The organism is Nocardia sp. (assembly GCF_025465275.1).
Taxonomy (GTDB): Bacteria; Actinomycetota; Actinomycetes; order Mycobacteriales; family Mycobacteriaceae; genus Nocardia.
The window spans coordinates 38,195-60,042 of the sequence record NZ_JAODNK010000127.1 but is presented as its reverse complement, the minus strand read 5'-3'; the positions used below and the strand labels follow the sequence as shown (position 1 = coordinate 60,042).

The 21,848-nt window shown below is 66.5% G+C and carries 14 protein-coding genes; 7 read left to right on the top strand and 7 right to left on the bottom strand.

Annotated features, from left to right (window positions below):
- Positions 1-59 precede the first annotated feature (59 nt).
- From glmM to JWN03_RS27740, 5 genes are all read right to left on the bottom strand, one after another.
- Positions 60-1,427, bottom strand: coding sequence for a phosphoglucosamine mutase (gene glmM, locus JWN03_RS27760; protein WP_297621227.1), 1,368 nt, complete (start codon positions 1,425-1,427; stop codon positions 60-62).
- A 157-nt stretch (positions 1,428-1,584) separates the two neighbouring features.
- On the bottom strand, positions 1,585-2,106 hold the full coding sequence (rpsI, locus tag JWN03_RS27755) for a 30S ribosomal protein S9 (protein WP_297621225.1): 522 nt from the start codon (positions 2,104-2,106) through the stop codon (positions 1,585-1,587).
- A complete protein-coding gene (gene rplM / locus JWN03_RS27750) occupies positions 2,103-2,546 on the bottom strand; it encodes a 50S ribosomal protein L13 (RefSeq protein WP_297621223.1) in 444 nt (147 codons plus the stop codon). The genes rpsI and rplM overlap by 4 nt, the downstream gene beginning before the upstream one ends.
- A 211-nt stretch (positions 2,547-2,757) precedes the next feature.
- A complete protein-coding gene (locus tag JWN03_RS27745; protein WP_297621221.1) occupies positions 2,758-4,839 on the bottom strand; it encodes a hypothetical protein in 2,082 nt (693 codons plus the stop codon).
- A 64-nt stretch (positions 4,840-4,903) separates the two neighbouring features.
- On the bottom strand, positions 4,904-7,573 hold the full coding sequence (locus JWN03_RS27740) for an FHA domain-containing protein (protein WP_297621219.1): 2,670 nt from the start codon (positions 7,571-7,573) through the stop codon (positions 4,904-4,906).
- 230 nt (positions 7,574-7,803) lie between these two features.
- Here JWN03_RS27740 and JWN03_RS27735 point away from each other — a divergent pair, with 230 nt between their 5' ends.
- The gene (locus tag JWN03_RS27735) at positions 7,804-9,249 is read left to right on the top strand and encodes a metallopeptidase (RefSeq protein ID WP_297621265.1); all 1,446 of its coding nucleotides are present in this window, start codon (positions 7,804-7,806) and stop codon (positions 9,247-9,249) included.
- Positions 9,250-9,312: 63 nt separating this feature from the next.
- Here JWN03_RS27735 and JWN03_RS27730 read toward each other — a convergent pair whose 3' ends face one another.
- Entirely contained in the window at positions 9,313-10,722 is a 1,410-nt protein-coding gene (locus tag JWN03_RS27730; protein ID WP_297621217.1) for an FHA domain-containing protein, read from the bottom strand.
- Between the two features lie 157 nt (positions 10,723-10,879).
- Between JWN03_RS27730 and JWN03_RS27725 the strand changes: the two genes are divergently transcribed.
- The 5 genes from JWN03_RS27725 to JWN03_RS27705 all read left to right on the top strand — a co-directional run bounded on the left by JWN03_RS27725 (position 10,880) and on the right by JWN03_RS27705 (position 15,784).
- Positions 10,880-12,445: a serine/threonine-protein kinase gene (locus JWN03_RS27725; RefSeq protein WP_297621215.1), complete on the top strand. Its 1,566-nt coding sequence runs from the start codon at positions 10,880-10,882 to the stop codon at positions 12,443-12,445.
- A 33-nt stretch (positions 12,446-12,478) separates the two neighbouring features.
- Entirely contained in the window at positions 12,479-13,699 is a 1,221-nt protein-coding gene (locus JWN03_RS27720) for a DUF7373 family lipoprotein (protein WP_297621213.1), read from the top strand.
- A gap of 15 nt (positions 13,700-13,714) precedes the next feature.
- Positions 13,715-14,926: a DUF7373 family lipoprotein gene (locus JWN03_RS27715; RefSeq protein WP_297621211.1), complete on the top strand. Its 1,212-nt coding sequence runs from the start codon at positions 13,715-13,717 to the stop codon at positions 14,924-14,926.
- Between the two features lie 193 nt (positions 14,927-15,119).
- Positions 15,120-15,449: a WXG100 family type VII secretion target gene (locus JWN03_RS27710; protein ID WP_297621209.1), complete on the top strand. Its 330-nt coding sequence runs from the start codon at positions 15,120-15,122 to the stop codon at positions 15,447-15,449.
- 32 nt (positions 15,450-15,481) lie between these two features.
- Positions 15,482-15,784, top strand: a complete 303-nt coding sequence (locus JWN03_RS27705) for a WXG100 family type VII secretion target (protein ID WP_297621207.1) — start codon at positions 15,482-15,484, stop codon at positions 15,782-15,784.
- A gap of 412 nt (positions 15,785-16,196) precedes the next feature.
- Here JWN03_RS27705 and eccCa read toward each other — a convergent pair whose 3' ends face one another.
- Positions 16,197-20,222 carry a type VII secretion protein EccCa gene (gene eccCa, locus JWN03_RS27700; RefSeq protein WP_297621205.1) on the bottom strand — a complete coding sequence of 1,342 codons (4,026 nt, stop codon included), beginning with the start codon at positions 20,220-20,222 and terminating at the stop codon, positions 16,197-16,199.
- 165 nt (positions 20,223-20,387) lie between these two features.
- On the opposite strand from eccCa, the gene eccD reads away from it, so the two are divergent.
- Positions 20,388-21,848: a type VII secretion integral membrane protein EccD gene (gene eccD, locus JWN03_RS27695; RefSeq protein ID WP_297621203.1), complete on the top strand. Its 1,461-nt coding sequence runs from the start codon at positions 20,388-20,390 to the stop codon at positions 21,846-21,848.

Here is a 21,848-nt window from a genome sequence, read left to right as displayed (position 1 = left end):
CAGGGCCGGTCTCCCCCTCGGGGGCCGAGGGCTCCTCTGTTCGGTTAGCAAGACCGACCTCAGACAGCCGCCACCAGCTTGGCGAGGTCGTCGGCCAGGCGCTGGGCGAGGGAAGGATCGGTGGCCTCCACCATGACGCGGACGAGTTGTTCGGTTCCGCTGGGGCGCAGCAGGACTCGGCCGGTGTCGCCGAGCAGCCGCTCGGCTTCGGTGACCGCCGCGACAACCTCGGTGGCGACCGCCACGGCGGCCTTGTCGGAGACATGCACGTTCACCAGCACCTGCGGAACCGTCTGCACGACGGCCGCGAGATCGGCCAGGGTGCGGCCGGTTTCGGCCATCCGGGCCATCAGCTTCAGCCCGGTGAGCACACCGTCGCCGGTGGTGCCGAACTTCGGCAGGACCACATGGCCGGACTGTTCGCCGCCGAGGGTGAGACCGCTGCGGCGCAGCTCCTCCAGCACGTAGCGATCGCCGACCGCGGTGGTACGCATGGCGATTCCGGCCTCGCGCATGGCGATGTGCAGACCCAGATTGCTCATGACGGTGGCGACTAGAGTGTCCTCGGCCAGTTCACCGGAGTCCCGCATGGCCAAGGCGATGACGGCCATGATGGCGTCGCCGTCGACCACGGTGCCCGTGGCATCCACGGCCAGGCAGCGGTCGGCGTCACCGTCCAGGGCCAGGCCCAGATCGCCGCCGTGCTCGACCACCGCACGCCGGATCTGCCCCAGATGTGTCGAGCCGCAACCCTCGTTGATGTTCAGGCCGTCGGGATCGGCATTGATGGCGACCACCGTCGCGCCCGCCTCGCGGAGAGCGGCCGGGCCGACCTCGGAGGCCGCGCCGTGCGCACAGTCCACCACCACGGTGAGCCCGCTCAGGTCACGCCCGGTGGCTTCCACCAGGTGCTCCACATAGCGCTCATGGGTGCCTTCGAGGCTGTACTGATCATGTGAGCCGAACAGCTGGCCGGGCTTGCCCAGTACCCGCCCGACGCCCGCGCCGACCGGTCGAACGAACCTGCCTTCGGCGATGAGCGCCTCGATGCGGTCCTCGATGACGTCGTCGAGCTTGTGCCCGCCGGCGGCGAAGATCTTGATGCCATTGTCCGGCATGGGATTGTGCGAGGCGGAGATCATCACGCCCAGGCATGCGTCGTACACGCCGGTCAGGTAGGCGACGGCCGGTGTCGGCAGTACACCCACCGAAAGCACGTCCACGCCAACGGAAGTCAGGCCCGCGATAACGGCGGCCTCCAGCATTTCACCACTCGCACGCGGGTCACGCCCCACCACGGCCAGTGCGCGCTTCTTCCCGCGGCTGAGCACCTGCGCCGCCGCGGCCGAAACCTGCAGCGCCAGTTCCGGACTCAGCGTGTCGTTGGCGAGCCCGCGGACTCCGTCGGTGCCGAACAAACGTCCCATACCTCACCCCTGACTGGTCGATACAGCACGAGAGCAGGCGCCCGGACGGTTTGCGAAAACCGTTGCAGGGAGCCTGCTCTCGTACAGGTTGCCGTGTAGACCGTACCGCGTTCGGTCCAGTGAAGGTTCGAACACGGTGCAGCCCGACGGCGGAAAATCAGCGCTTCGAGTACTGCGGCGCCTTGCGGGCCTTCTTCAGACCGTACTTCTTACGCTCGACGGCGCGGTCATCACGAGTCAGGAAGCCGGCGCGCTTGAGGGCGGGACGGTCGTCCGGGGTGACGATGATCAGCGCACGCGCGATCGCCAGACGCAGGGCGCCGGCCTGACCGGACGGGCCGCCGCCGACGAGACGAGCGAAGATGTCGAAGGACTCGGCACGCTCGACCAGGACCAGCGGGGACTTGACCAGCTGCTGGTGCACCTTGTTCGGGAAGTAGTTCTCGATGGTGCGGCCGTTCAGCACGAAGTTGCCGGTACCCGGCACCATGCGCACGCGAACAACGGCTTCCTTGCGGCGGCCGACAGTCTGCACCGGGCGGTCGGTCAGGACCGCGGCGAAGGTCTCTTCTTCCTCGGCTGTGAACTCGGCCTCGTAGCCGTCACCCTCCTCGACGACCTCGACGGTGGTGTCTTCCACGACGAACTCGTCGTCGTTGAATTCCTCAGGAGCGGTCACTGGGCAACCTGCTTGATCTCGAAGGGAATGGGCTGCTGAGCGGCATGCGGGTGGTTCGGGCCTGCGTAGACCTTCAACTTGCCGCCGATGCTGTTACCCAGCTTGTTCTTCGGGATCATGCCCTTGACCGCGCGCTCGACCAGACGGTCGGGGCGGGTGTCGAGGATCTCGCCGACAGAGCGGGACTTGAGACCGCCCGGGTGCCCGGAGTGGGTGTGGATGAACTTGTTCTCACGCTTGTTGCCGGAAACGGCAACCTTGTCAGCGTTGATGATGATGACGAAGTCGCCACCATCGACGTGCGGAGCGTAGGTCGGCTTGGTCTTGCCGCGCAGCAGGTTCGCTGCCTGAACGGCGAGACGGCCGAGGACTACGTCAGTGGCGTCGATGACGTACCACTGGCGGGTCACGTCACCCGCCTTCGGGCTGTACGTAGGCACAGTCGTTCCCTGTCTGTCGTATGTGGTGCCAGCCAGGCATGTGGTCGAGTGATCCCCGGCGGCTGGTGGAGACCCGGGGCTCGCGCGACAGCCAGGAATGAACCCGGCCGTACCGCACGCCAACGAGCCACAGTACCAGCGCCGCCCCGCGGACCTGAAACCGGCCGTGGACCGACCGGCCGGAACCGGGCTCCGGCCGGTAGTAGCCCGGTCAGATCTGCATGGGAGGGCCCGGGTCCACACCGCGGACCGGGCCCGGAATGGTGTAGCGGAGCGTATCGATGCCGAGCGTGAGGCAACCTAGGTGCTGCGGATCATCGATGCTGGAGATGCCCGGCAGCGGTGTACCCGACGCCCACGGGGTCAGCGCGCAGACCTGATCGATCAGGTGGGTGTCGAGTCTGTCGGAGACACCGAACTGCCCGGACGCGAGCTGCACCGATTCGGCATCGGAATGCATCATGCCCATGGCCCCCAGCGCGGCGGCGCCGATGATGATGGGCGCACCGAACAGGTTGCCCTTCACCTTGTTCCACAGCTTGCCCTTGCGCTTCCCGTCACCACCGGAATCCGAATCAGGCTGTCCGGCACCTTCTTCCGGCGGCTGCGGATTCGGCTGACGCGACCCACTCTGCGGCATCGACCCACCGTACATCGCACCGGCCTGACCAGGAGCGTTTCCGGAAGGACCCGCAAAGTTCGCACCCGGGCCGCCGTAGTTGCCCGGGCCGTATCCGGCGGGCGGAGCACCGTAACCGCCCTGTCCCGGCTGGCCGTACTGGCCCTGCGCGGACCCGTCCTGCGGACCCGGGCCGTAGCCGGGTTGCCCCTGCTGCCCGTAACCGGGCTGTCCCTGCTGTCCGCCGGTCGGACCGTAACCCGGGCCGTACTGCACCGCAGGTGGATTCGGCTGACCCGCAGCAGGATTCGGCTGACCGGCAGCGGGATTCTGCTGCCCTGCACCAGGATTCGGCTGCCCGGGACCATAACCCTGCGGCGTATGACCCATCACAGCCGTCATCTGATCATCGGCCGGAGTCCCCGGCGGCCGGGTGAAACGTCCACCCACGCCCGCCAGCCCCGGCGGCAGTCCACCGCGCGACGCGGTCGGAATCTGCGCGAGATCCTCCGCCGTCACCCGCCGGGTTTCCCCGGCGCCCGCCGGATCGACCACCGGTTGCGCTCCGGTGACCGGACCTGCCGCATGCGGAGATTCGGTACGCGGGGCACCGGATTCGCTCGGCGGCACCACATTTCGCGGCCCCTGATCCACCGGCCGCGCCTCTGCGCCGACGGGTTCGGGCACAGCCGGGCTCTGCGGCACGACCTGTCCGTGCCGCGGGAACTCCCCGGTCGAGGGCCCGACCCGGCCACCGTGGTCCGCATGCCGTGGCGTATTCGGAGCCGAACCCTGTTGCGGCATCTGCGTTTCCGAGCGAGCCGCCATCGCTTCCGCGGTGAGCTCGCTGTCATTGACCAGTAGATGCGTAGCGCCGAGCACCAGCGCGTGCATCGGATGCTCCGCCACGTGGAACCGGTGCCCGAGATGGTTCTGGAAGGCCAGCCGCAGCGCGTCGTTGAAGCACACATTGCCGGCCAGCAGCACGGTGGAGGTATCGGCGCCGACGCCGCGCGCGGCCGCCATCACCTCGATGACCACATTGTCGGCGGCCCGCGCCTGGTGCAGGGCGTCGGCGGTAATGGCCACGCTCACCGATTCGGTGGGCTGATCGTCATCGCCGTGCACGGCCACCACCAGCACTTCGCGTCCATCGGAGTAGACGCCGGTGGCGCCGACACCCGGCCCGCGACCGGTGCCGCGCACCAGGCCGAGCGCGCGAATGTATCCGGAGAGCGCCACCGATTCCGGCAGCGCCTCGGCGACGACGCCGAGATTCTCGACCAGGCGCACGAATTCGTCGACCTTGGGGTCGGGCCACTCATCGGGGAAGGGCAGTGCGAGCACGTCGGGCTGCCCGCCCAGATGTTTGATCACCGCCGCCAGCGGATTGAACATGCGGGCCCGGAACACCAGGTCCGCGGGCCAGGTCGCCCCGGCCACCACGATCTGCGGATGCCCGAGGATGTCGCGCACATCGGAGATGGCGATACCGACGTCGGGACGCCGGTCCACACCTGCGGTATGCAGTCGGCCGGATGAATCCGCCAGCAGATAGGCGGGCGGCGTATATGTGCCCTCGACCTGGACAGGACGTATCGACGCACCACCGCCACCGGCGGCCACCGATACCACGTCCCAGCCCAGATGCACTGCCCCAACTCGAGCTGTCACAGCCATCAGTGTGCCTGCTCGCCGAGGGAAGCGCGCGACTCCCCGTCCAACCGGGCCCCGGGCCTCATGTCGCGGACTTCTTCAGCCGCAGCCGCGACCAGGTGAACAGCGTCAGAATGACGGTGAGCACCAGCAGCATGCCGATATCCAGATACCAGATATTCGCCGCGTGCTTCCACAGCCGATCGGGCTGCGCGGTGGCGAAGAGTTCGCGAATATTGACCGTCGACGCCCCCGAGGCATAACCCCAGCGCGCCGGGAACAGCCACGAAACCTGTTCCAGCACAACACGGCCGGTGACCGGGATCATGCCGCCCGCCATGACCAGCTGCGCCATGATGGTGACCACCAGCAGCGGCATCACCTGCTCGTTGGATTTGGCGAGCGTGGACAGCAGCAGACCGACCACCACGCAGGTCACCGCGGTCAGCGCGATATCGATGTACAACTCGGCACTGCCCGCGGAGATCACCGCCCCCGGTCCGGGCCGCTTCTTGGCCGCCAGCACGATGCCCATCATCACGCCGGACTGCAGCAGGGCGGCGAAGCTGAACACCACGACCTTGGACATCAGGTAAGCGCCGGAACGCAATCCGACCGCGCGCTCGCGGTGGTAGATCGGACGCTCGCCCACCAGATCACGCACCGTCAGTGTTGATCCCATGAAGCAGGCGCCGAGTATCAGCACCACCAGCAGCGATTGCGCCTCACTGCCGCCGGTGGCAACGAAGGAGCCGTCGGGCATCTGGGTGAACCCGCCCTTCTGGAAGCCGTTCTTACCCGGCACCACCAGGGACAGCCCGCCCAGCACGAACGGAAGTATCAGCAGGAAGGCGAGATACCCGCGATCGGCGAGCACCAGCCGGAACTGCCTGCGCGACAGCGTCGAGAACTGCTTGAGGGCACTGGATTTCGGCGGCTTGGCCTTTCCGCCCTGCTGCACGGCCGGGGGTGGTGGCGCAAACGCCTGCCGGGAGCGGAAATTCGCGAAGGCGCGATCGGGATCACTGGCGACACGGGAGAAGATCTCCGCCCAGTCGCTGGTGCCGAGGAAGTCGCGCACACTGCCCGGATGCCCGCAGAACGCGGTCTTGCCGCCGGGCGCCAGCAGCAGCACCTGGTCGCACATGTCCAGGCACGCAACGGAATGCGTGACCACGATGACGGTGCGGCCGGCGTCGGCGAGCTCGCGCAGCATGGTCATGACCTGACGGTCCAGCGCCGGATCCAGGCCGGAGGTGGGCTCATCGAGAATCAGCAGCGACGGGCCGGTGAGCAGTTCCATGGCCACCGAGGCGCGCTTGCGCTGACCACCGGAGAGCCGATCCACCCGGGTGTCGGCATGCTGGGTGAGCGAAAGCTCGTCCAGCACACCGTCGATGACGCGCTGCCGGTCGGCCCTGCTGGTATCGGGTGGCAGTCGCAGCTGCGCGGCGAAGCCGAGCGCCTGTTTGACGGTGAGCTGCCGGTGCAGCACATCGTCCTGCGGCACCATGCCGATGCGCGAGCGCAGCGCTTCGTATTCGGCATGCAGCCCGCGGCCCTCGAAGGTGACCACACCCGAGGACGGTTGTGTCGTTCCCGCAATGAGTTTCGACAGTGTCGACTTGCCCGCACCCGACGGGCCGATGAGCGCGGTCAGCGTGCCCCGCCCCGCCTGCATGTTCACATCGACGAGCAGTTGCTTATTGCCCTCGACGGTGAAACTGACCCCGTGCACGTGCAGACCCTGCTCGGCGGGCGGGCGCTCCCGGCGCACCAGAGTGCCCTGCTGGACCTCGAAGTCGACATTGCCGACGGTGATGATGTCGCGGTCGCGCAGCACCGAACGCTGCTCACGACGGCCGTTGACGAAGGTGCCATTGGCCGACCCGAGATCCTCGATGGCCAGATTGCCGCGATCGGACAGCAGTCGGGCATGCCGGCGCGAGGCCAGCGGATCATTGACGACGATCTGATTGTCACTGGTACGGCCGATGTTCAAGCCGCCCGGCGGAATTCGATCCGCACGCGCGGCCGGACCGGTAGCCGAGCGGGCCCGCACCGGCGGCGCCGCCGAAATGCTGGCCTTGGCAGTCATATTCAGATTGTCCGGAGCGTCCGGGTGCAGCGGCACCGACGGTTGCACCGGCTGCGGCCGCGACTGCGGCTGGACCGGATGCTGCTGTCCGGACTGCGGCTGGACCGGATGCTGCGGCCCGGACTGCGCAGGACGCGACGGTACGTGCACCGGCGGCTGAGCCCCGCTGACAGGCGGACGTCCACCTTGCACGGGCGGCTGCTGCCCGGACACCGGCGGGCGCTGCTGCTGCGGCGTGGGTGGCCACTGCTGCGGAGGCTGCGGAGGCTGCGGGCGATTCTGTGCCGGCGGCACCCAGCGCTGCTGTGGCTGCGGCTGCGACGGCGGTCCCTGCGGAGCCACCACCCGCGGAATCAGGTGCAGCAGTGGACCGGTGATGGCATCACCGAGCCGGACCTGGGTCGGCCGGTCGATCGGGATCGGCTGGCTCAACCGGCGGGCGTCCACGAAGACGCCATTGGTGCTGCCGTTATCGGAGAGCACCCAGCTGTTCCCGCGCCAGGCCAGGGTCGCATGCACGCGGGAAACCAGCGGGCTGTCGACAAAAACTGTGACTTCCGGGGCCCGGCCCATAGTGATCTGCTGGCTCGCGTCGAAGACCCGATCGGTTCCTTCATGACGCACGGTGATCTGCTGCGCCCCCGGTAAAGACATGGCCCGGATACTACCGGCTGCATCGCCGCGGACCCGGGGAGTATCGGCCCGTCCGCGCAGAGCCCCGGCGGTAGGCATCGATACGGTCGCAACCGCCCGGAACCGCAGGTAACCCGCACGCCGCAATGGCGGCCCGGCAGATAATATGCGTGGGGCTCGGGCAGCGCGGTATGCCGCAATGTCCGATCCGGGGTGGATTTATGGTCGGCCGTGAGGGAGTAGACGTGGGGATGCGCGGGCGCCGGGCGACAGTGGCATTCGCTGTTCTCACCTTGATCGCGGTGCTGTTGACCGGATGCACACGAAATATCGGCGGCCGGGCGGTCTCGATCTACGACGATCCGTTCAAGGTGGCCGGGCTGCCCACCACCAGCGGTCCGAACGGACCGCGCGCCGGGGTGCCGGATTCGACGCTGACAGCGCAGAATTCCGACGGCGGGCCGATCGACAAGCTGGTACTCAATGCCCTCGACGATATTCAGACCTATTGGCAGGGTGAGTATCCGAAGGAGTTCGACGGCGCCTTCACACCCGTCGACAAGTTCATCTCCTGGAGCGCGAAGGCCCCGCGAGCGCAGTCCGTGCAGTTCTGTCAGGAGAGCACCTACCGGCTCGTCAATGCCGCGTTCTGCAGTCTCGACGGCTCCATCGGCTGGGACCGTACGGTGCTGCTGCCGACCGTGCAGGACACCTTCGGGAAGATGTCGGTGGTGACGGTGCTGGCGCACGAGTACGGCCACGCCATCCAAACCATGGCCAATATCGTCAATCGCAAGACCCCGACCCTGGTCAAGGAGCAGCAGGCCGACTGTTTCTCCGGCGCGTTCATTCGCTATGTGGCCGAGGGCAAAGCAAAGCATTTCACCATCAATACCTCCGACGGTTTGAACGCCATCCTGGCCACCACCGTCGCCATTCGGGATGAGAATCCGAGCGATCCGGGCAGCGTGCACGGTTCCGCGTTCGAACGCGTCACCGCCGTGCAGGTCGGCTTCACCGACGGGCCCAAGGGCTGTAAAGGCATCGATACCAAGGAGATCGAGCGCCGGCGCGGCAATCTGCCGCAGTCGCTGGGCAGTGAGACCACCGACAATGCAGCGGATGTGGACCAGCCGCATCTCGATCAGCTGACCAAGGAGATGGCCGCCATCATGCCGATCTCCAAGGAGCCGAAATACAGCTACGACAGCGCGAAGATGAGCTGCCGCAACGGAAAAGACACCGAGCCTGTCACCTACTGCCCGGCCACCAACACCATTGGCACCGATCTGCCCGCGCTGCACGATCGCGGCGTGGCCAATACCGATGAGCAGGACGGGTTGCCGGTCAAGGTTACCGGCGCCTTCACCGCCTACGTGGTGTTCATCTCCCGCTATGCGCTGGCGGTGCAGCAGAGTACCGGGCAGACGCTCAAGGGCGCGAAGACCGGTCTGCGCGCGGCCTGCCTCTCCGGCGTGATCACCGGAAAAATGGCCGACCCCAGCCGATCCAAGACCGACGGCGATATAGGTCTGTCCTCAGGCGATCTGGACGAGGCGGTGTCGGGCCTGCTCACCGACGGGCTGGCGGCCAGTGACACCGATGGAAACACGGTGCCCAGCGGCTTCTCCCGAGTAGACGCGTTCCGCGCCGGCGTCCTGGGAAACCAGAACACCTGCACCTCGCGCTATTCATAGGTCACTCGCCCTCCCCTACGAGGCCCCGTCATCCCGGCATGCTTTTGGCCGGGATCCACAGCATCACCCGAACGGCGGCGGTGCGACCGGCTCCAGCCTGAGCAGCCGATTACCGAGCATCATCTCGGTACCAGGAACCAGCGTCATAGGCTGATTCGGTTGCAGCCGAACCCAATCCCGATATCCGGGCAGCCGCGCCCGCGTGCCATTGGTCGACCCCCGATCCACCAGCGTGACATCCCAGTTCACCAAGCGGATTTCGGCGTGCGCCCGGGACATGCCACCGGAATTGTCGTCGATCTTCAAGGGCACCAGCCCCGCCCGCGCCGCCTCGGACTGCTCCGGGTCGCGGCCCACCACGGCATCGGCGGCCAGCATGTAGGTCATACCGTCGTCGAGCACCAGCATGCCCAGTGGTGGCCGGATCACCTCGGCCACCGGCTGGGTCTGATCCACCGGCATCCCGCACACACTGCAGAACGCGGACCGGGGATCGCTGGGATGCGCTCGCGCACACTTGAATCCGAGCACCTTGACGGTGAGCGCGGTGGCCTTGGCCGTTGCCTCGAGCCGGCGCTGCAGATCCGGATCGGGCTTCGGCGCCGGATTGGTGCCGCCTGTTTCGGCCGGTCGTGCGCCCATCTCGGTGGGCGCACGATGCGGGTCGTAATCGTCGGCGGGCTCGACCAGCGGATCGTAACCAGCTGTAGCGGGAGGTGATTCGAGCTGCCGTTCGTCGCTCACCGCGGGCGGTAGATACAGCCCGGCGGGAACACTGGTCGAGGTGCGGGTCGGAGTCAGGTTGGGATCCAGCGGAATCGGCCGCGAATCCGATTCGTAGGCGGCGGTCGGCGGCGGATCCGGCTCCTGCGGCTGTGCACCACTTCCGGCCAGCGGTTGCGCACCGCCCCCGGATAGTAGTGACCCTGCCGGCACCGCGGGTTCCCCGTCGAACCACACCACCGCGCCCCCGGCCTGCGCGACACCGGCCACGAGCGAACCGATTCCGCGTTCGGGTAGCGCCGGCACCCGGCGCTTGCCGTCCTCGACGAACAGCGCCGCCGCCCGCGCGGGATGCTCGGCGACCCGGTCCACGGTGAACGCGGCATCACTGCCGCGGTAGTACTCGACTGCCTGCCCGGCCAGTACCACGGTCACCGAACCGTGCAGGAAGATCGCGAGGCCACCGGTCTCGGCGGTGGTCAGGATGCCGAACTCGACCGGCTGTCCCGGCGAAATCCGCTCGGCGTCCTTCATGAGCCAGCGCGTGGCCTGCCGCGCCACCAGCAGGCCCGGACCCGCGGGCGACTGCCCGGCCGCCTCACTCACCAGATCGGCCAGCGCATTCGCCGCCGCGATGGCACGCGAACCCGAGGTCAGACGCTCCCGTTCCCGGTGCGCGACCAGCAGCACCGCCCCCGCGACCCGTATGAGCACATGGTTGCCCGCGACAACCTCGACCTGCCGATCCATCAACGGAACCGGCCCCTGGAATACGCGCGGCGCGGGACGTTCAGCACACGGACCAGGTTACGTGCACGCGCCTCCGCCAGGTCATCCCGGAGCGGGCGCAGTCGGTAAGCTCCGGCTGGCAGCCGCCCGTACCACCGAGTCGATCAGGAGTCCCAGCATGGCGATGAGTCCCGGCACCATCGTCGGCGGCTACCGGATCGTCCGGGTGCTCGGCTCCGGCGGTATGGGCACCGTCTATCTCGGCAAGCATCCGAGCCTGCCGCGCATGGATGCGCTGAAGGTGCTGTCCGCGGACCTGTCCCGCGACCAGGAGTTCCGGGCGCGCTTCGAACGCGAAGCCAATCTTGTTGCGGGCCTGGACCATCCGAATATCGTCTCGGTGCACAATCGGGGCGAGGAGAACGGCCAGCTGTGGATCGCCATGCAGTATGTGGAGGGCACCGACGCCTCCGCCGAAGCCAAACGCGATCCGGCCGCCATGACTCCGCTGCGCGCACTGAGCATTACCACCCAGGTCGGCAAGGGCCTGGACTACGCGCACCGGAAGGGCCTGCTGCACCGCGATATCAAGCCCGCCAACTTCCTGCTCTCCAGTGTGGACGGCGAGGACGAGCGCGCCCTGCTGGCCGATTTCGGTGTCGCCAAATCCACCGAGGACACCACCGAACTCACCCAGACCGGCAGTTTCGTGGCGACCATCGCCTATGCCCCGCCGGAACAGCTCTCCGGCGGCGCCCTCGACCATCGCGCCGATATCTACAGCCTGGCCTGCTCGTTCTACAAACTGCTGGTCGGCCAGAACCCTTATCCGGCAACACAACCGGCCATGGTCATGATGGGCCATCTACACGAGCCGCCGCCCCGCCCGACCGCGATCAATCCGCATCTGCCGGTGGCGCTGGACTATCTCTTCGCGCGCGCCCTCGCCAAGAATCCCGCCGATCGCTTCAACAGCTCCCGGGAATTCACCGATGCGGCGGCGAATGCGCTGACGCCGGGCTACAACCCGGTCTCCACCCTCACCTCGCCCACCTATCCCATTCAGGTGGCATCGCCCGGCATGCTGCACGCACCGGACAGTGCCGCAGTCACTTCCAAGACCTCGGTGACCGAGCGCAAGAGCCGCAAACGCATCTACATCGGCGCCGGAGCCGGAGCGGTGGTGCTGGCACTGGCCGCCGGGGTCGGCATCTTCGCCCTCAGCGGCAGCGACCACACCGACCCCGTGGCCGCGCCCACTTCGATAAACGCCGCCCCCACCTCGGCGAACAGTGGCCTGACGCCGATAGCCCAGGCGCGCAACAACAATCCCGCCTTCCAGGGCAAAGTCATCACCCTGGTGGACGTCAATCAGCAGGGCTCGACCCTGGGCCACTACTCGATCTATCTGACCGGCAGCCAGCAGGCGAAGTTCATGGAGAGCCTCGGCTTCGTCTACAACGTCGCCTACTCCCCCAATGGCGATGAGACCTCACCCCGGGCCTCGGACGGCTGGGGTTCATTGCAGGTCTCCGACAACTCCTACGTCGTCGCCGTACGCAGTGACGAAAAGGCCGGTGGCGGTGGACTACTCGGCCTGCCGAGCGAAATCACCAGCTCACGAGCCGTCGTGGTGCCACTCGACGATCCCGCCGCCGTCGCCGCCATGCGCAATTGGACCCCGGACTCGGAACAGGTTCTGCTCAGCAAATTAGTGCCCGTATTGCACAACCGTGTGAAGTAGGGTGGCCCGACTACGGGCTCACAGAGGGGAACCATGCGGAAACTGGGGCGGGTGGCGCTCAGCGCCGGGATAGTGCTGGCGATTGCGCTGACCGCCGCGTGCGGACCATCGCCGAAGCCCGTTTCTCCGGCCCACGTGGTCGTGAATCTGTCGACCCTCGATGTCGGAAACCTGACCACTCAGCCCAAGTACTACGACAAACCGACCGTCTTCGATATGGCCAAGCAGGTGGAGGCCATGCGGTTGGGCGGCTACATACCGCTACCGGTGGAGGTCGATCCCGATGTCAAATATCCGGCGCAGCCCATGAGCGGCCGGGTCCGCACCTTCGTCGACTTCGGTTCGGAGGCGATCACCTCCCGAGTCACTGCCGATCCAGCCGTATTGAAATCCCTCGCAAAGGGATTCCTCTCCGGATTCGTCAGCAGCGGCAAATCCGACGAGAAGATCAGCCTGTCCTACGAGCTGGAGAACGTCGTCCTGCTCTTCACCGATGAGAAGTCCGCGACCGATGCCGCGCAGGCGCTCGGACAGGCCGATTTCGACTCCACCCCCGGCGCTCAGCGCCTACAGATCGACAAGTATCCGGCCGCGTACGCCCTGGCGTCGAGCGACGACGGCGGTCCGGTCCGATCCTGGTATGCCACCGGCAAATTCGTCATTCTCACCAATATCTTCGACAGCGTCATGGCGGAGATCAAATCCGGGGACCTGCCCAAACAGATCGGCCGGGTGCAACGCAGCCTGGATGTGCTGCCACCCGCCCTCGCGAAATTCCCGGCCACACCGGTGGACAAGCTCATGGACATACCGGTGGATCCGGATGCTGTGCTGGCTCGCGCATTGAGCACCTTCGCCGACGATCCTTCGGAGTCCGGCATGCCGGGTGTCTACGACCGGCAGGGCGGCCTGCAGGTCGTACAGGGGCCCGGCGAGGTCAAGCTCTTCGCCGACGCGGGCGTGGACCGCGTGGCCTGGAAGGGCGATTACATATTCCGCGCCCGCGATGCCGCGGGTGCGGCCGCGATCGTTGCGGCGCACAGTGAAACCTCACGGCTGTACAGGCCCGTCGATTCACCGAAGAATCTGCCGAATGCCATCTGCCGCAAGTACATCGGCCCGGATACTTCGGCGATCGCCCATTACTGCTTCGTGACGTACGGCCGGTTCGCCGCCGAAGTGTCGGCGAGTCAGTTGCTGGATGCCCAGCAGCGCATTTCCGCGCAGTACGCCATGCTGGTCAACGCTCACTGAGCCGAGGGGACTGTGATGGGTTCACGACGAATTCGCGGCGCCGCCTTGGCTATTGCCGCACTGGTACTGGCCGGGTGCGGATCGCATCTCGACGGCACAGCACACCCTGGCGAAATCGATGTGCGCACACTCGATGTGGGCCCGTACTCCACCGCACCGATCGAGCAGCGGTACATCTACTACCCCGATATGCATAACGGCCTGAACCTGGCGGCCATGCGGCTGGCCGATAATGTGGTCAATGGTCCGGAGATCGATCCGATGTTCAAGTACGGCACCGGAATGAAGTCCTTCACCGACATGGACGATGCAACCATGCTCGCGGCGGTCGCCCGGCCGGTGCTCGCGAACAATGGCATGCTGATCGGCGTCAGCGCCAGCAATGCCGACCAGCCGCTCGATAAATCGAAACCGACATCGGACGATGTCTCGTTCACCGCGATGACCGTTGTGCAGTTTTCGGACGAGGCCGCCGCGGCCAAGGCCGCTACCGAACTGGACGCTGCCGACTTCGGGGTCGCCGCGGATGTCAATCAGCCGCTCACTCTGGCGAAATATCCGACGGCGCATGCACATTGGCGGCCCGGCGTCGCCTCGATGGGATCGACGCTGGCGCACGGCAACTATATCGTCGATCTGATGGTGGGCGGGAAGACGCCGGAGGTCGCGCAGCTGACCGGCCTCGCCGAGAAGGTGTACGACGCCGAGCTGCCGCTACTGGATGCCCTGAAACCCCTCAGCAAAGAGGACGCGCTGCGCCTGCCCTACGATCCCGACGATATGTGGCGACGGACGCTGAGTCCCAGCGCATTCGGCACGCCCGATCTGCTCACCCAGTCCCGCTACGAATTGCGCGGCTTCCTGAATCAAGTTGGCGATCAGGACTATTGGACGCACCTGATGAAACTCAGCGGAGTGGACCGCTTCTCGAAGAGTTCGGAAATGGCGAGCAACAGCATGCTGTACCGAACCCGGGATACCGCCGCCGCGGTCAAACTCGCCGGCGTGATTCTCGACAGGTCCTATCCGGGCCCCGCAGATGCGCCGGCGGTGCTGCCGAATGCGAAATGCGGCGAAAGTACCGTCCAGGACGATTTCGAGACCAAGCGGTTCCGGTGCGTCGTGACGTATCGCCAATACGTTGCGACGGTGGAGAGCGACCAGTTGGACGACGCCCATCAGCGGGCCGCCGCACAGTACGGATTACTGGCAAACAGCACCTGGTGACCCCGGTGTGACCGTACGCACTGGTCAGCGAGACCGATCCTTGGGTAGTGTGCTGGCCAATTGCTGTAACAGGGGTGGAACCGCCGGGCCGAGACCCTCGTCTAATCACTGTGTAAAGGTCGTCAGCCCGCGCTGTGTGTTCGACACCGTGTGTTCGAACACAGTGTCGTTCAACTAATCGAAAGGAGGCACCGTGGCCGGTGCATTCGAAGCCAGTAATGAGCTCATCCAGGCCAAGGCCCAGGAGTTCAAGAAGACGCACGACATGCTCATGCACGCCATTGCGGATCTGAAGCGCGATGAGGACAACATGACTGTCGGCTCGAACTGGCAGGGCGGGGCACGCGATGCGTTCAACGCCTTCATGGAGCGCTACTACTTCCAGGCCGACAAGCTCAATAACAAGCTCGTGGAGACCACCGAGAACCTGATCCGCGTCGGCTCGCAGTACGAAGAGCACGACCAGGATTACAAGGCCCAGATCAATGCGCAGGTCTCCAGCCTCGACCTGCCGGCTGTGTAGCCCCTCTTCTACTTCGGACAAAGGACATCACAATGGCAGCAGCAAACGGCCAGGTCATCTCCGCGCACTTCGAAGGTGTCGCGGACGGCGCGAACTCGGTCATCCGCCGCGCGGAGCACATTCGCGACCAGCTCGAGGCCTTCCACCGCAGCGTGGAAGAGTTCGTCACCAATAACTGGAAGGGCGACACCAACGACGCGTTCGCCGATCTCCAGCGCACATGGAACGTCCACGTAGGCCAGCTCAACGCCACTCTCAGCGGCGCAGGCACCCTGGTCCGCACCGGCAATGCCGAACTCCAGGCCAAGGACATCGCCCTCGCCGGCCTGTTCTGACCCACGGCACGACAAATAGCGCGCCCCGGCAAATATGTGCCGGGGCGCGCTGGCTTTCGCATAACCGGGCGCGCCGGTTCGCGGAGTCGTCGCCGCCCGCCCTCGTCGCCATCCAGAGGCAGTCCCCTCCGTCATCCCGGGGCAGTCCTCTCCGTCATCCCGGGGCAGTCCTCTCCGCCATCGCGGGGCAGTCCTCTCCGTCATCGCGGGGCAGTCCCCTCCGTCATCGCGGGGCAGTCCCCTCCGTCATCCCAGGGCAGTCCCCTCCGCCATCCCAGGGCAGTCCCCTCCGCCATCCCAGGGCAGTCCTCTCCGCCATCCCGGCAGTTTTTGGCCGGGATCCACTGTGGATCCCGGCCAAAAGCGCACCGGGATGACGGGGGGTGAATGGATGACGGGGTGAATGACGGGGCTAGGCCGGTGGGAGCCAGCCGAGTTGGATGAGGTCTTCGCCGGCGCGGGTGACATAGGTGCCGCGGCCGGGGGGCATGAGGGCGGGGCGGGCGTTGCCGAAGAGGATGCCCTCGTCGCGGCTGCAGCTCATGATCAAGGCCGCGGAGTTGAGTTCCTTCATACGGTTGAGGGTGGCCTCGTAGAGGGCGCGGCCCGCGCCGCCGGAGCGCCGGGCGATGATCAGGTGGAAGCCCAGGTCCCGGGCGTGCGCGAGGTGGTCCACGAGAGCGTGCAGCGGATTGCCGGTGGCGGTGGCGACCAGGTCGTAGTCATCGACGATGACGTAGAGCTCGGGTCCCTTCCACCAGGAGCGATCCTTGAGCTGCTGCGGCGTCACATCCGGGCCGGGCATGCGCTGGGTGACATAGGCGGCCAGATCGGTCATCTGCTGGGTGAATTGCGGTGCGGTGGAGCCGTACCCGGCGAGATAGCCCGGCGGCACCGTGCCGAGCATGGTGCGCCGATAGTCACCCATGATGATGCGCGCCTGGTCCGGAGTATTGGACGCGCAGATCGACTGGACGATCGAACGCAGCAGCGTGGTCTTACCACTCTCCGAATCGCCGATGATCACGAAGTGCGGGCTGACGGTGAAGTCCAATTGCGCGGGGGCCAGCTCGGATTCGGTGATACCGATCGGGAAACGCAGTGCCGGCTGATCCGAATCCACTGCGGCAGGCCAGTTTCCGGCCAGGGCGAGCAGCTCTTCCCGGGGCAGTCGCTCCGGGAGCATGCGCACACGCGGCGCGGGACGACCGGGAGTGCGTTCGGAGATCGCTGAAACAGCCTGTGCCACTCCGATTCCCAGCGTCTGCGGATTCGGGTCACCGTCGATCCGCGGCAGCGCGGTGAGCATATGCAGCAGATCCGCGGTCATACCGCGACCGGGCCTGCCCATGGGCACCAGGGCCGCGAACTTGCGCCCCAGATCGGAATCCATCGGATCACCGAGCCGCAGTTCGATGCGGGTGCCGATCTGGTCCTTGAGCGCGGGTCGCGCCTCCGGCCAGCGCGCCAGTGAGATCACCACGTGCACCCCGTACGAAAGCCCCTGCACCGCAAGGTTCATGACGGTCTGTTCGAGCGCCTCGAACTCCTGCCGGAAGCTGCCGTAGCCGTCGATCACCAGGAAGGCGTCACCGAACGGATCCTCGTGCGCCCCGGCAGCGGCCGAGCTCGCCGACGGATCGAGCGCCCGCAGCCGCCGGAACTCCGCCATGGATTCGATGCCGAGCTGCCGGAACCGCGCCTCGCGCTGCCGGACGATGGTCACCATCTCAGCGACGGTGCGCCGCACCTTATCGCTCTCGATGCGGCTCGCGACAGTGCCGACATGCGGCAATCCCTCCAGTCCGACCAGCGTGCCACCACCGAAGTCGAGCAGATAGAACTGCACCTGTTCGGCGGTGTGGGTCAAGGACATTCCCATGACCAGCGACCGCAGCGCCGTCGACTTACCCGACTGCGGACCACCGACCACCGCCACATTGCCGCGGGACCCGGACAGGTCCACCACCAGCGGATCGCGGCGCTGATCATAGGGGCGATCGACGATGCCGATGGGCGCGCGCAGGGCAGCGACCGGGTTCCAATCACCGGTGAGCACCGAGCGGGGCACGAGCTGATCCAGCGTGGGCGCCGCATCCAGTGGCGGCAGCCAGATTTCGTGCGCCGGCCGCCCGTGCTCACGCACCCGCGACACCAGCATCTGCAGGTTGGAGACCTGTTCGGCATCCGGCTGCGCCTGCACCAGTTCCGTCAGCGCGGGCAGTGGAATATGGTCCTCCGCACGGAAATCCACATGAATGGCGGTGAACGGGCGTGCGGTGATATCGATATCGCCGTCCCCCGCATCCACCGCGACATCACGCTGCGAGCCGACACCCACATAGGGCCCGGAAACATACGAGGACTGGAACCGCACGATCTCACCGGAGTCGGACTTCAAATAGCCGCCGCCGGGATTGCCCGGCAGATTGTAGGCATCGGGCACACCCAAAACCTGACGGGATTCATTGGCGGAGAACGTCTTCAACCCGATCCGATAGGACAGATGACTCTCCAGTCCCTTGAGCCGCCCCTCCTCCAACCGCTGCGAAGCCAGCAGTAGATGCACATGCAGCGAACGTCCCAGTCGCCCGATCATGGTGAAGAGTTCGGCGAAATCCGGGTGCTGCGACAGCAATTCGGAGAATTCGTCCAGCACCACGAACAGTGCGGGCATGGGATCCAGATCCGCACCGGCCGCGCGCGCCTTCTCGTACTCGGAGACATTGGCGAAATTGCCTGCCGCACGTAGCACTTCCTGCCGGCGGTTCATCTCACCGGCGAGGGCGTCGCGCATGCGGTCGACGAGGTCGGCCTCCTCCTCCAGGTTGGTGATAATGGCCGCGACATGGGCCACACCCTCCAGCCCGAGGAAGGTCGCGCCGCCCTTGAAGTCGACGAGCACAAAATTGAGCTGATCGGGCGAGTGCGTGGCAATGAGCGAAAGCACCAGTGTCCGAAGAAATTCCGACTTTCCCGACCCGGTCGCGCCGATGCACAACCCGTGCGGGCCCATACCGCCTTCGGCGGCTTCCTTGATATCGAGCACCACCGGCAGCCCGTCCGCACCGACGCCGAACGGCACCCGCAGCCGTTCCCGCCCGTAGCGGGGCTGCCATGCGCTTTCCGGGTTGAAGGCGCCCAGATCGCCGAGGCCAAGCAACTGCGACCAGCTCGAAATGACCTCGCCCTCGTCACCGGTATCGGTACCCGTGCGCTGCACGGCGGCCCGATACGGTGCGAGTCGCCGCGCCGCCTGCTCGGCCTCGCGGGCGGTAATACGGTCGATGACCGCGAACCGCTCCATGACGCCGGTGGCCCCGCGACCGGCGCATTCACCGTTCTCCACCAGCATCTGAATGCCGCGTGAGGCAGCCAGCCGAGGCGCGTACCCGCACAGGTCGATCACGGTGACGCCTTCGAAACCGTTCTCCCGCAGGGGATCTTCCTCGGCTTCGAGCAGTCCGCCGTCGACCACCAGCACGATCTGCGTCAGATTCGGATTGGGCGGTTGATTGCGCGAATAGCGAACCCTGTTGTACAGCAGTGAATGCAGGCTCGCATGCGCCTCACGAATGGATCCGTACACCATGCGCTCACTGCCGACACCGTCCTGCGCATCCGGATGCTGGGTGTGCGGCAGCCATTTCGCCCATTCCCATTCGCGGGCGGTATCGGGTCCGCAGACCACGGCGACAAGTACCTGATCCGGGCCCTGGAACATGGCGAGCTGCAGTAGCATTGCCCGCGTCATCTCGCGGGCCTGCGCCCGGTCTCCGGTGAGCTGAACGCTCGCGAAGCCCTTCACCGCGAGCGCTGTCGGCAGATCCGGGACCGTCGAGTGAGTCCGGACGAAGCGTCGCAGCGACACCGCAGCTATCGGCTCCAGCTCCTCCACCGGACCGGTCTCGGGGGCCACCAGCCGGGTGGCCAGACGCTGGCTCCCGAGCCCGATGCGGGCATGGCAGAAATCCTTGTCGCCAGGACGTCGCTCCCACATGCGTGTGGTGCCCGCGAGCATCCACACCACCCCGGGTTCGGGATGACTCCACTCGACTGCCGCGCGCTGCTGCCCGGCCGTCTCCTCGACATCCCGGCGGACCTGGTCGAGATAGCGCAGATAGTCCTTGCGATCCTCGTTGGCCTCCGCGGCTTTTTGTCCCTTTCCTCCCTGACCTGCGTACATGCCGATCATGGAGAAGACCATCATCATCGGGAACATCAGACTCATGGGATTGGTGGCGATGCCGCTGCCCGAGGTGAACATGAGCACGACCATGCCCAGCATGCCGACGCCCATGACCAAGGGCATGAGCTTGCCGAACAAGTTCGCTGGAATATTGCGCGGAATCTCCGGCGGCGGCTGGAGCGTCACCTCACCGCCCGGTGAGCGTGGAATCTCCCGGCGTGGACGGCGCTGGAATCGGACGGTGCTCATCGCGTGCAGAATCCCCCATCGGATGTCTGGAATGCGGGGCTCAGTGTACGTCCAGCGATCGCTATGACGTACAGTGCGGGCAGCATTTCTGCATATCCCGGCGCTGCGACCGTGGTTTCGCGCGCACTCACAGGGCACAAAGACGCACACCGAGGTGGGGGCAGCGTGACCAACGCGCGAATGGACCATATCGACGACGCACGCGGCACCGTCCGCGCGCCGGATCTCGCGCGCGTCACCCTGCTGGCCAAGCACACCCAGGTCGATATGGCCATTCCGATCGATGTGCCGGTCGCCCTCGTCATCCCCAGCGTGGTCGATATGGTCGCCCAGCACAGCCGCACCAATGACTTCGACAATGACGGCGAACACTTCGAACCGCACGAATGGGTGCTGGCCCGCATCGGGCAGCCGCCGCTGTCCAATTCCCTCAGCCTCGCCGAACAGGGCGTGCGCGACGGCGAACTGCTCATGCTGGAGAGCGCCGAACACACCGCGCCCACACCACTGTTCGACGACATCATGTACAACGTCGCCATTGCCGATGCCGACCACTTCCGCGGCTGGACACCCGGTACGGCCCGGCTGACCGGCTCGCTGCTGGCAGTGCTGACCATGCTGGTCGGCTGTCTCGGCCTGCTGGCCGCACCCGATGCCGTGTCCGGCTGGGTGAGCGGCGCCGTGGCGCTGTTCGTGGCCGTCTTGCTGGTGGTGTCAAGCATGGTGCTCAGCCGTATGTACCGAGACACCGCGAGCGCACTGGTCCTGGGCGGTTGCGCACTCCCGGCGGCATTCAGCGCGGGCATGCTCTTCGTACCCGATCACTACGGCTGGGCGAATCTGCTGCTCGGCGCGGTATTGGCTGGTGCCACAGCGATTCTCGCGTGGCGGGTGAGCGGCGTCGGGCTCGGCCTGTTCATCGGTGCGACCACGCTCGCCGTCTATATGGTTCCCGCAGCGCTCGTCGGACTGCTCACTCACCTCCCGTCGAAGGCCATCGGTGCGGGTGCCGCCGCGCTGGGCCTGGCCGGATTATCGCTCGCGCCAAGGCTTTCCATGCTGCTGGCCAAGCTGCCGCTGCCACCGGTGCCCGCACCCGGCACGCCGATCGACCCTACCGAGGACGATCCGGACGATCACCGCGCACTGCCCAGCCTGGAGGCCCTGCGCACCAAATCCGAACGGGCCCGCAAGTATCTGGCCGGACTGGTCGCCGCCACCACCCTCGTGGTCGCGGCCGGCGCGCTGACCGCCACCGACCCACATTCGGACAACACTTACTGGCCGGGTCTGGCGCTCGCCGTGGTGTGCGCCGTCGTTCTCATGTTCCGCAGCCGCACCTATGCGGGCGCGGAACAGGCCGTGATACTCATCGCCGGCGGCGCGGCCATGCTGCTGATCCTGTTGGGCGGCGCGGCTTTTCTGGTGGACCAGCCCCTCGCCGTCTTCGGCGCGGCCCTGATCCTGCTGGTGGCGGCGCTGGTGCTGGGCATCATCGTGCCGCGGCAGCAGGCCACCCCGCCGCTGCGGCGCGCGGTAGAGCTGCTGGAGTACGCCTTCGTGGCCGCCGTTGTGCCACTGGTGTTCTGGGTGAGTGGCCTCTACACGCTCGTGCGCGGACTCTGA